Source organism: Actinoallomurus acaciae (assembly GCF_042429965.1).
Lineage (GTDB): Bacteria > Actinomycetota > Actinomycetes > Streptosporangiales > Streptosporangiaceae > Actinoallomurus > Actinoallomurus acaciae.
In genome coordinates this window covers 1-10,776 of sequence record NZ_JBHLZP010000279.1, presented here as the reverse complement: position 1 = coordinate 10,776, position 10,776 = coordinate 1, and the positions used below count along the sequence as shown (strand labels likewise).

11 protein-coding genes are annotated in these 10,776 nt (G+C 70.7%); 9 read left to right on the top strand and 2 right to left on the bottom strand.

What is annotated here, in order from left to right:
* From ACFFNX_RS30290 to ACFFNX_RS30250, 9 genes are all read left to right on the top strand, one after another.
* The coding region (locus ACFFNX_RS30290) for an acyl carrier protein (protein WP_378209283.1) at nucleotides 1-612 on the top strand (612 nt) is incomplete at its 5' end.
* Entirely contained in the window at nucleotides 602-1,453 is an 852-nt protein-coding gene (locus tag ACFFNX_RS30285) for a transketolase (RefSeq protein ID WP_378209282.1), read from the top strand. The genes ACFFNX_RS30290 and ACFFNX_RS30285, both read left to right, overlap by 11 nt.
* Nucleotides 1,450-2,367, top strand: coding sequence for a transketolase family protein (locus ACFFNX_RS30280; protein ID WP_378209281.1), 918 nt, complete (start codon nucleotides 1,450-1,452; stop codon nucleotides 2,365-2,367). Before ACFFNX_RS30285 ends, ACFFNX_RS30280 begins: the two co-directional genes overlap by 4 nt.
* A 41-nt stretch (nucleotides 2,368-2,408) precedes the next feature.
* Nucleotides 2,409-3,818, top strand: a complete 1,410-nt coding sequence (locus tag ACFFNX_RS30275; RefSeq protein WP_378209280.1) for a trehalose-6-phosphate synthase — start codon at nucleotides 2,409-2,411, stop codon at nucleotides 3,816-3,818.
* Nucleotides 3,815-4,612: a cupin domain-containing protein gene (locus ACFFNX_RS30270; RefSeq protein ID WP_378209279.1), complete on the top strand. Its 798-nt coding sequence runs from the start codon at nucleotides 3,815-3,817 to the stop codon at nucleotides 4,610-4,612. Before ACFFNX_RS30275 ends, ACFFNX_RS30270 begins: the two co-directional genes overlap by 4 nt.
* A complete protein-coding gene (locus ACFFNX_RS30265) occupies nucleotides 4,609-5,250 on the top strand; it encodes a D-sedoheptulose-7-phosphate isomerase (protein ID WP_378209278.1) in 642 nt (213 codons plus the stop codon). Before ACFFNX_RS30270 ends, ACFFNX_RS30265 begins: the two co-directional genes overlap by 4 nt.
* 161 nt (nucleotides 5,251-5,411) lie before the next feature.
* Nucleotides 5,412-7,814 (top strand): hypothetical protein, encoded by a 2,403-nt coding sequence (locus tag ACFFNX_RS30260; protein ID WP_378209277.1) that lies wholly within the window; start codon nucleotides 5,412-5,414, stop codon nucleotides 7,812-7,814.
* Entirely contained in the window at nucleotides 7,811-8,827 is a 1,017-nt protein-coding gene (locus ACFFNX_RS30255) for a hypothetical protein (protein WP_378209276.1), read from the top strand. Before ACFFNX_RS30260 ends, ACFFNX_RS30255 begins: the two co-directional genes overlap by 4 nt.
* 80 nt (nucleotides 8,828-8,907) lie before the next feature.
* Entirely contained in the window at nucleotides 8,908-9,567 is a 660-nt protein-coding gene (locus tag ACFFNX_RS30250) for a TetR/AcrR family transcriptional regulator (RefSeq protein ID WP_378209275.1), read from the top strand.
* On the opposite strand, the gene paaE is transcribed toward ACFFNX_RS30250, so the two are convergent.
* Together paaE and ACFFNX_RS30240 are read right to left on the bottom strand one after the other, a co-directional pair.
* Nucleotides 9,555-10,646 (bottom strand): 1,2-phenylacetyl-CoA epoxidase subunit PaaE, encoded by a 1,092-nt coding sequence (gene paaE / locus ACFFNX_RS30245; RefSeq protein WP_378209274.1) that lies wholly within the window; start codon nucleotides 10,644-10,646, stop codon nucleotides 9,555-9,557. The genes ACFFNX_RS30250 and paaE overlap by 13 nt on opposite strands.
* A 1-nt stretch (nucleotide 10,647) precedes the next feature.
* Nucleotides 10,648-10,776, bottom strand: a 129-nt coding sequence (locus ACFFNX_RS30240) for a PaaD-like zinc ribbon domain-containing protein (RefSeq protein ID WP_446678533.1), incomplete at its 5' end; no start/stop codon positions are given.

The window sequence follows — 10,776 nt, the reverse complement described above, 5'->3', positions numbered from 1 at the left end:
GGCGCCACGCCCGGCGGGTGGGCGTCCGTGCTGGACGCGGCGATGTCGGTCGCGCCGAGCGCGTTCCCCGGCGACCCGCTCCTGCGCATGGTGACGAACGTCGACCGGCTCGTCACCGTGGGAGAGCCGCCGGACGCGGCCGACGTCGAGGTGTGGCTGGACCCCGAACGCGCCGACACGGTGCAGGTCCGGGTCACCGACCAGGCCGGCGCCGTCGTCGCGTGGCTGTCCGGCCTGCGGTACCCGGTGATCGACGCGCCGGCCGCCGGGGAGAACGGCGCCGAGGGCGAGCGGCCCGCCGAGTCGTTCGCCGAGCTGCCGCCGGAGGAGCTGCGCGCGTTCCTGATCGAAGAGGTCGGCGCGCAGGTCGCGATGGAGATGCGGCTGGCGCCCGCCGACCTGTCGCCGCACCGCCCGCTGGTCGAGCAGGGGCTGGACTCGGTGCTCACCGTCGTGGTCCGGCGCAGGCTGGAGAAACGGTTCCGGTGCTCGCTGCCGACGACGCTGCTGTGGCGGCAGCCGACCATCGTCGCCGTCTCCGACTACATCGCGGGGCTGGTGGCCGGCCCGGTACCGGCCGCGAACGGGAACGGGAGCGCCGATGCGGGGTGAGGGAGCGGTCGTCGGCCCGGCCGAGCACGCCGACCTGGCCCGGATCGCGCGGCTCGCGACGCGATGCCGGCTCGTGCTGCTGGAGATGATCCACCGCGCGGGTTCCGGGCACGCCGGCTCGTCACTCTCGTGCACCGACATCATCAGTGTGCTGAAGTTCGGCCAGATGGACCGGAGCGCGGGCCGCTCCGGCGACGTGTTCGTGCTCTCGAAGGGCCACGCGGCTCCGGCCTGGTACGCCGCCCTGATCGTCGACGGCGACCTGCCCGCCGAGGAGGTCGGCACGCTGCGGGCGCTGGACAGCCGGTTGCAGGGGCACCCGGACCGTACCCGGCTCGGACTCGTGGACGTCAGCACCGGAGCGCTCGGCCAGGGCCTGTCGGTGGCCGTCGGCCGGGCCGTGGCCCGCCGGCTCCATGGGCGGGACTCCACGGTGTACTGCCTGCTCGGCGACGGCGAATGCCAGGAGGGACAGGTGTGGGAGGCGTTCCTGTACGCCGGCGCGAACCGGGTCTCCGGCCTGGTGGCCATCATCGACCACAACGACAGCCAGAGTGACGGGGCGGTCGGCGACATCCTGCCGCTGTGCCCGCTGCCGGACAAGCTGCGCGCGTTCGGCTGGCACGTCGTCCAGGTGGACGGCCACGACCACGGGGAGCTGCGCGACGCCCTGCGGCGGCGCGAGCCCGGCCGGCCGGCGGCGATCATCGCGCACACGCGCAAGGGCCGGCTCGGCCCCGGCCGGGTCCTGCTGGACGGCAGCCACAGCGACCTCCCGTCGGCCGCGGAGTACGCGGCCGCGGTCGACTACCTGGAGACTCTTCTGGAAGCCGCCACATGACGTCCACACGGGACTGGTTCGGGGCCGCGCTGGTCGAGATCGCCCGCGAGTACGACCACGTGGTGGTGGTGAACTGCGACCTGGCCAAGGCGACGCGGACGCTGCCGTTCAAGGAGGAGTTCCCGGACCGGTTCTTCGAGTGCGGCATCGCGGAGGCCAACGCGATCGGGGTGGCCGCCGGGCTGGCGCAGGAGGGGTTCCGGCCGTTCGTCGCGAGCTTCGGCCACTTCCTCACCGGGAAGTTCCTGGAGATCTTCCAGACGGTCGGGCTCAACGACGCGGGCGTGGTCCTGGTCGGCACCCACGCCGGGCTGGCGATCGGGCGGGACGGGCCGACCCAGATGGGGCTGCGGGACGTCGCGCTGATGCGCACCCTGCCGAACGTCGGCGTGTTCCAGCCCGCCGACGGCGCCGAGGTCTGGCAGATGATGGAGCACCTGGCGACCGACCGGCGCCCGAGCTACCTGCGGCTGTGCCGGCAGCCGCAGCCGGAGGTGCACGCGGAGGGGTACCGGTTCCGGTTCGGGATCCCGCACGTGGTCCGCGAGGGCGCCGACGTGGTCGTCTTCGCGATGGGCGGTACGGTGCCGGTCGCGGTGGAGGCGGCCGGCCGGCTCGCCGCGGACGGGATCACCCCCACCGTGGTCAACGTGTCGTCGCTGCCGGTGGACCGGGCGTCGGTCGCACGGCTGGCCGGGACGCACCGCCGGGTGGTCGTCGTCGAGGACCACTACCTCGTCGGCGGCCTCGCCGACGAGTTGGGCCGTGTCGTGCTGAGCCTGCCGGAGCGCCCCCGCTTCGACGTGCTGGCCGTACCGGACTACGGGCAGGCGGGTCCGCCCGAGGACCTCTACCGCCGGTACCGGCTGGACGCGGCGGGGATCGCCGCCTTCGTCCGGGAGACCGCGAGGTGAGCCCGCCGTGTCCGATGCCGACCCGAGGACAGGCGACCGGTTTGAGACTGATCGTTTGCAGCAACAGCGCACCGCGGTGGCAGGACGGCGCCGGCCTGCTCCCCCGTTCGCCGGGCGGCCTGGTGCCGCTGCTGGCCACGCTGCTCGGCCGGCACGGGGGCGACTGGGTGTGCACGATGCCCGTGGGCGCCGGGCCGGACGACCCGTCCGGTGACGGCTCCGTCGAGGTGACCGGGCTGCCCGGCGGCGTGACGCTGCACCGGCTGCGCCTGCCCCGGGCGACGGTCGACCGGCACTACGAGACGATCGGCGTACGCCTGCTGCTGTGGCTGTTCCACTACCTGCTCGACACCGCGCGGCAGCCGGAGGGGCGGCTCGCGGAGGCGTGGGCCGGCTACGAGGCGGTCAACCGGGCGTACGCCGACCGGGTCGCGGCCCTCATGACGGGGGCTCCGGACGAGTTCGTGCTCGTCAACGACCACCACCTGTTCCTGGTGCCGGAGATGCTCGGGCGGCGGGCGCGGCGCCACGGCCGGATCGCGTTCTTCCAGGGGCTGCCCTGGTGCGAGCCCGACTACTTCGGCGTCCTTCCCGCCCACATCCGCGATCGGATCCTCACCGGCCTGCTGCACGCCGACGTGATCGGCTTCCACTGCACCCGGTGGGCGCGCGCGTTCCTGGGCTGCTGCGCGCGCTTCCTGCCCGGCTGCGCGGTCGACGACCGGGGCGTGACGTACGGCGGGCGCCGGACCCGGGTCACCGTCGCCCCGTTCCCGCTGGACGTCGCGACGGTGGATCGGCTGCGCGGCGAGCCGGCCACCGCGCGGTGGCGAGCACGGCTGGAACGGGAGGCGGGCGGACGCCGCGTGATCGCCCGCGCCGACCGCATCGACCTGTGGAAGAACCTGCCGCGCGGCTTCGCCGCATACCGGAGCGTGCTGGAGCGCGAGCCCGGGCTGGCCGGAGCGTGGTGGTTCTGTGCGGTCGCCACCCCGCCGGGCCGCCCGACCGAACGCACCCGGGAGCTCCAGCGCGAGTGCGAGGACCTGGTGGCCGACATCAACGAACGGTTCGGCGCCCCCGGCCGGCCGGCCGTCTCGATGATCTATCCAGACCTGCCCACCACGCGGAACTGCGTGGTGGCCGCCCTGTCGGGGGCCGATCTGGTGCTGGTGAATCCCACGTTCGACGGGATGAACCTGGTCGCCAAGGAGGCCCTCTACCTCGGCGAGCGCGCCCGGCTGCTGCTCTCGGTCAACGCGGGCGCGTACGAGCAGCTGGCCGACCACGTGACGCCGGTGCACCCGTTCGACGTCGAGGCCACCGCCTCGGTCATGCGCGACGCGATGACCTCCGGCGCGGCCCCGGCGGACCGGGCGGCGGCACGACGGCTGCTGCGCGAGCAGGACGCGAACCGCTGGCTGGACCGGATGATGGGAGTGCAACGATGAGAACGACCGAGGTCACCACCGATTACGGGCACACCGGACGGCTCGCCGACCCGGCCGCCGCCGGCGCCTATCTGTTCGCGGAGCACACGATCGAGGCCGGGCGGGCGACCCCGTTCGTCTCCCATCCCCGCGACCACCGGAGCTTCGTGGTCATCGCGGGCCGGGTGCGGGTGGAGACCCCGCACGGCGGCGCGCCGCCGAGGACGTACGGGTACCTGAACGGCTGGCACGCCCTGCCGGGATGCGTCCACCGGATCGTCAACGACGGCGCCGGACCGGCGATCGTCGTCGAGGCCGGCTCCGTCCTCGGGGAGACGACTGAGGCGACCGGCGCCGGGCTCCGGGCGGGGACCTGCCGCTGCCCGGACCTCTCGGACTACACGGTGGACAAGCCCTGGGGCGGCGAGGTCTGGTACACCCGCAACCTTCCCGGCGTCCCGTACGCGCTGAAACGCATCCGGATGACCGAGGGACACCAGTCGTCCTTGCAGTCCCACCGGTACAAGCTGGAGACGAACTACGTCATCGAGGGTGAGGCCACGGTGCTGAGCGGTGCGACCGCGCCGGACGACCTCGACGCGGTGATCGACGTGGGGAGGCTGACGACGACCGTCCACCGTCCTCGTTCGGGCTGGACCAACCCGCCGAACGATCTCCATCGGGTGATCGCGCGGACCGACTACACCTCCATCGAGGTCTCCACCCCCGAACTGGACGACGTCATCCGGTGGCAGGACGACGCGGGACGCGGACACGGCCGGATCGAGTCCGAGCACGCGGGAGGCCGGTCGTGACCCTCGCCGAGACCATCGGGCTCTACCTCGCCGAGAAACGCCGCATCGTGGAGGACTTCCCCGTGGCCGTCCTGGAGCGGGCCGCCGGGATGCTGTTCGCGACCTACGACGAGGGCGGCACCGTCTACGCCATGGCCAACGGCGGGAACGCCGGCACCCTCGACCACTTCTACTGCGACTTCAAGCATCACCCGTTCGTGACCGAGGACAAGACCCGGCCGCTTCCGCCGGACGTGAAACGCCTGTCGTTCGTCAACCTGTGCTCATCGGCCGCCGAGCTGACCGGGCTCGTCAACGACATCGGCGCCGACGACATGTTCGCCGCGTCCCTGGCCCCCGTCGTCGGCCCCGGAGACCTGGTGATGGCCTACTCCGGCAGCGGCAACTCGGCCAACGTGACCAAGGCCCTCCAGGTGGCGGTGGAGGCGGGCGCACGGACGTTCGCCATGACCAAGGGAGACGGCGGCAGGTGCAGGGAGCTGGCCGAGGTCTGCCTGGTGGTCCCCGGCACCTCCAGGTTCCCCGGTCAGGTCGGCAAGAACGACAACAACTTCCACTTCGAGGACCTCATGCTGTCGGTCAACCACATGCTCGTCGGCCTCTTGAAACAGCGCGTCGCAGCACGTCACCTGGGCTGACCGCCCTTTCCTCGCCGAGATACGAGAACCAGGATTCGGACTAATGGCGTTTAATATGTGGCCGACCCGTTATTAGCCTGTTTCGTCCGCAGATGCGGATAGTGCCCTACCATCGGCTTGTGGCGGAGGTGGGCGAAACCATAGCGAAGATCAAGGAATTGGTGCGCACCGTAGAGCCCGAACAGGCGCAGGAAGAGGCCGAGCGACTGATCAGAGGCCTGGACGGCGCGGAGCTGCGGCGGCACGAGAACGCTCTTCGGAACATGATCGGCCACTTCCTCAAGAAGCGGAAAAGGGCCCTGACCGAAGAGCTCGAACGGCTTCTCGCCGCCTCGGCCGAGGGGGTCACGGTCAAGGCGCGACTCGTGATCGCGCCGCCGCGCCGAGATCCGGCGGTGCCCCCGAAGGACGAGCCGCCGGAGACGCACACCTCCGAGTCCGTCAACGACAAACTGGCGCAGTTCACACGATCGCTCGACCAGCTCGCCCAGCACCGCATCTTCCAGTGGTCGACGGACTATCGCCAGCAGCTCTCCAGCTATTTCGACTGGTTCTTCGGCGTGACGGATCGAGCCAGTCTCGGCGGAGACATTCAACAGCGGATCGCCCACCATTCCCGCGAGATCTTCCAAAAGGGGTTCGACTACCTTCAGGAGCAGGGGGAGCTCGTCGACTACGCCGTCGCGAAGTCCATCAACGGGCTCCAGGCGTTCCTGGACCTGCCCATCGAGTTCTATTCCGCGAAGCTTCCGCTTGCGTCGGATGTCCGGACCGCACGCCGACTTCGCGCACTGACCTCCGCCATGCTCACCGGCATTCTGGACGGCTACACCGATATGGAATTCGGGGAGGCCGTCGGAGGGCAGATTCTGCCTCGATACGGCCGCAGCTGGGGGCACGCGCTGGCCTTCCTGACGGCGGCCGACCTCGAGTACCTGGTATCGAAGATCGAGGTCGGCGACTTCCGCGACGGCGTCAGCAACAACGTGGTTCCACTGGTCGAGGCGCTCGACAAGATCGGAAAAGGCCGAAGTCACGCGCCTCTCCCCGCGCTGTCACAGTTCCTGTGGAGCCACGCCGAACGGCGACTGGAGATATCGCTACGGCCGTCCTCCCTCGCGTCGAACCAGCAGCTGATCCAGATCCAGTGCCACTTCCAGTTCATCGACCGCGCCGCCCTCGACGAGGCCAGCACCCGCAACGTCACACTGCTCATCGGCCCGGCCCGCGGAGACCTGCGTACGTTCATCAACACGAGCCGGCACCTGCGGGACATCACCGTCACCACCGATGGCGACCCCGCCACCACGGAGACCGCGCGTGAGGCGATCCTCAGCACCCTGAATTTCAGGTCCTACCGCCAGGGGACGCGTTCCGCGCTGAGCCAGCCCCTCTCCCACAACCACGCACGCGACTTCCCGCTGGATCGCCCTCGGCTCCTGCGATTCGCACACGTCTACCGCCAGAGTGTCCAGGATCTGCTGCGGACCTTCGATCGAAGAAACGGCGTGCGGCTCTGGTGCAGCGTCCGGAGGAGCGGGAAGACCACTGCCGGTCTCGACCTGGGCTCCACGACCGCCCGTTCGACGGTCATCACCCAGACCTGTGAGACCGCGGGCGCCGCCTCGTCGGATGGGGAGTTCTTCGCCGGTGTGACGGCGGCCCTGGACGAGGGCCGGCGCATCCCCAAGACGTTCCTGTCCGACCTGATCGCCAGGTGCGGGGTACTCCGCCAGGGCGACGGCGATCGCATCGTCTTCGTGCTCGACGAGTACGAGACCCTCTTCGGCGAGTTCCGCAGGGCGCTGCGCATCGAACCGGACATCAGGTACCCGGTCATCCAGCCTCTGCTGAACCAGATGGTCGGGTTCAGCCATGACAACCTTCTGGTCTTCCTGGGCCAGCAGCCTGACGCGCACCACATCCTGATGGACCAGAACCAGCTCAGCCCCTACGTCAGGCAGGATCCCTTCCCGCTGTTCTTCCACGAGCACGGGGATGCCAGCGAGGAATTCACCCAGTTCGTGGCCAAGGTCCTGGCCAACCGGATGGACTTCGAGCCGTCGTTCACCGACGGTCTGTTCCGGGAGACCTCGGGCCATCCGTTCCTGACCGTCAAGCTGCTGATCGACCTCGTGGACTGGCTGATCGACATCGGCCGTCCCGCGGCCGGTCTGCGGCTCACCGGCGAGGACATGGCGGAGTTCGCCAAGGTCCGGCTGCGCAAGGAGCGGTTCAACATGATCCGGGAGTACGTCTTCTTCCGGAAGGCGGCCGCGGAGGCGATGAGCGCCCTCGGGCGGGAGCAGACCCCCTGGCTCCACGCGGTCTATGTGTGCCTCAGCGAGATCGGACGGTCCTCACCGCAGACCCTGACCTGCACACGGGGCGACTTCAGGGGGATCGCCGAGGATGTGACGCAACGCATGAGCGAGGACCCCGACCTCCTGCTTTCCAGCGGGGCGCAGAGCAACTTCTTCGTCTTCGACGAGGACACGGTCCGCCCCCGGATTCCGCTGCTGTGCCGGATCGCGGCCATCTCCCGTGGGAAGACCAGCGCATGAGCCCGCGCCAGAACGCGGTCGAGCCCGCTCGGCTGGCGGAGGAGATCCGGCGAAGGGACGGCCGCTCCGCCGACGAGCTGAACGTCTACTGGTACCAGGTGACGGGAGGGCGGGAGGAGTACGCCGGCAAGCTGCGGGCGGAGTTCGCCGGTCAAAGGGTCATCGTGCTGATCGTCCGTAATGCCGCATTCACCATCGCCAACAGCCTGCTCCAAGACCTGATCGCCCTGCTGAACGACAACAGGACCGCCTGCGAGCGGAGGCTCGGCGAACCCGGGCCCGCACGCCAGGCGACCGTGGTGCTGATCGCTCGGGGCGAACTGGCGGTGCCACAGATCTCCTCGCCCGTGGTGATGCCCGACTGGTGGCCGGGCGACGGCCGCGAGCTGATGGTCGGCATCGAAGATCTCACGTGGCTCGTCGAGGCCCCGCTGGACAGCAACGAGAACGCGATCCAGGGGATATGCGCGCTGCTGTTCCACGTCGAGACGAACCTTGTCGCGCGGCTGGACGAGGTGTATTCCGGGGGCCGGCCGGAGCTGGAGCGGCTGGTCTCCCGGCTCGGCGGAAGGCAGGGCGCTGCGGGCTTCCTGGCGGCGGCCTACGACGCACACCGTGAGGTGAGCAGCGCCTGGTCCTTCCGGCCGAGCATGACGGAGGCCCGCTACCTCGTCGCGCAGCTGTGGAGGATCGTCCGGCGGACGCCGCCGGACGAACTGCACGTCGCCGCGAAGGACCTGTGCGCGGCTCTGGCCCTTCCCAAAGAGCTCCCCGGCGAATGGCGCGAGAGCATTGCGACCCTGCTGATACGGCCGTCCAGCAGGCGGCAGTCCGAAGAACAGCGATTCGCGACGAACGTCTTCTACACCGTCAGCGCGGCCTGCCAGTTCGTCACCGTGTCCAAGCACGCCGACGCCAACCCGACCTATCCGATCCCCCTCACCCGGTCCCTCTCCTACGACCTGCGGCGTTCCCTCGACTCGATCGCCGACGTCCTGTCGGCCCTGCGATAGCGCCCAGCCGCACGGCCGAGTGCGCCACCGCCTCCACCCGCGCCGATGAGAGCCGATGAGAGCGGACCTATGCTGCGTACGTGACGACAACCGGACCCGCCGCGCCGACTCCGCGCCGCCGGCGTGGCCGGCCGGGCTATGACCAGCCGGCGATCCTGCGCGCCGCGGTCGAGCTGTTCAACCGCAAGGGGTACGACGCCACGAGCGTGGGAGACCTGGCCAAGGAGCTCGGGCTGACGAAGCCGGCGATCTACCACCACGTCACGAGCAAGGAGCAACTGCTCGGTGAGGCGCTGGACGACGCTCTGGACGAGCTCACCGCCGCCGTGACCGAGGCGTCCCGCGAACGGGAGGGGACGACGGCCTACGAGCGGCTGCGCGCGATGGTGCGGCGCAGCGTCGAGGTCCTCGTGGCGCACCAGCCCTCCGTCACGCTCCTCCTGCGTGTGCGGGGCAACAGCGAGGTCGAGGTGGCCGCCCTCGAACGGCGCCGCTGGCTCGACGACCGCCTCGCCGCGCTCGTCGCGGACGCGGTCGCGGAGGGCGCGCTGCGCGACGACGTGCCGCCGATGCTGGTGAGCCGGTTGCTGTTCGGCATGGTGAACTCGCTGGTCGAGTGGTATCGCCCGGATGGAGCGTACGATCCGGCGACGGTCGCCGACGCGATCATCGCCATCGCCTTCGACGGCCTGGCCCGGTACGAACGCCGGCCGGGCCGCGGGCGGGGTCAGGCGTCGTAGTCGACGGTCACGCTCTCCCCGACCGGGAACGTCTGGCAGGTGAGGACGAATCCGGCGTCCACCTCGGCCGGTTCGAGGGCGTGGTTGCGGCGCATGTCGGCCTCTCCCTCGCGGACGACGGCACGGCACGTCCCGCAGACGCCGCCCTTGCACGCGAACGGCAGGTCGGCGCGCGTGGCCTGGGCGCCGTCGAGGATCGTCGTCTCCCGCGAGACGGTGGAGGTGGTGCGCAGGCCGTCCAGCACCGTGGTGAGCTCGGTCGTCGCGCCCGGGGCGATGCCGTGCTCCTGCCGCCGCGGCCGTGGCGGGGGCGCGTCCACGTAGAAGAGTTCGACGTGCACGCGGTCCGCGGGGACGCCGAGGCCGGTGAGCACCGGTCGCGCGTCCTCGATCATCTCCAGCGGGCCACAAAGCCAGACGTGGTCGAACACCTCGACCGGGACGAGACCGGTGAGAATGCGGCGGAGCCGCTCGCCGTCGAGCCGGCCGGAGAACAGCTCGACGTCACGCGGCTCGCGGGAGAGCACGTGGGCGATCTGGAGACGGGGGCCGTAGGTGTTCTTCAGGTCGCCGAGCTCCTCGGCGAACATGACGGTGCGGCTCGTCCGGTTGCCGTAGAGGAGCGAGACCTGCGCGCCGGGGTGGGTGAGCACCGTCGCGGCGACCGACAGCATGGGCGTGATGCCCGATCCGGCGGCGACGCACAGGTGCCGTTCGCCCAGGGCGGGGTCGGCGTGCCACGAGCCGGTCGGGGGCAGCACCTCGATCCGGGTTCCGGGCACGACCTCGCGGACGAGCCAGGAGGAGAAGAGCCCGCCGGGGATCTCGCGGACGCCGATCCGCGGCGCGGCGCCGGCCGGTGCGCAGATCGAGTACGACCGGCGGTGCTCCCGCCCGTCGACGACGCGGCGCAGGGTGAGCGACTGGCCCGCGCGGAAGGCGTACGCCTCGCGCAGCTCGTCGGGTACGGCGAACGTGACCGCCACGGCGTCCTCGCACAGGCGGTCCACCGCCGCCACGGTCAGCGGGTGGAAGGCGGTGCGCCGGACCGGCGCCGGGCCGGCCGCGAGCGTGGTCATCTCAGATCTCCTTGACGTGCTCGAACGGCTCGAGGCAGTCGGTGCAGCGGTAGAGGGCCTTGCAGGCGGTGGCGCCGAACTCCGACGTCAGCCGGGTGGCCGCCGAGCCGCAGCGCGGGCAGGGCGGGGC

Excerpts from the sequence above, each read along its gene's own strand:
- ACFFNX_RS30285 (WP_378209282.1), top strand. The coding sequence starts at position 602 with ATGCGGGGTGAGGGAGCGGTCGTCGGCCCGGCCGAGCACGCCGACCTG.
- ACFFNX_RS30280 (WP_378209281.1), top strand. The coding sequence starts at position 1,450 with ATGACGTCCACACGGGACTGGTTCGGGGCCGCGCTGGTCGAGATCGCC.
- ACFFNX_RS30270 (WP_378209279.1), top strand. The coding sequence starts at position 3,815 with ATGAGAACGACCGAGGTCACCACCGATTACGGGCACACCGGACGGCTC.
- ACFFNX_RS30255 (WP_378209276.1), top strand. The coding sequence starts at position 7,811 with ATGAGCCCGCGCCAGAACGCGGTCGAGCCCGCTCGGCTGGCGGAGGAG.
- paaE (WP_378209274.1), bottom strand. The coding sequence starts at position 10,646 with ATGACCACGCTCGCGGCCGGCCCGGCGCCGGTCCGGCGCACCGCCTTC.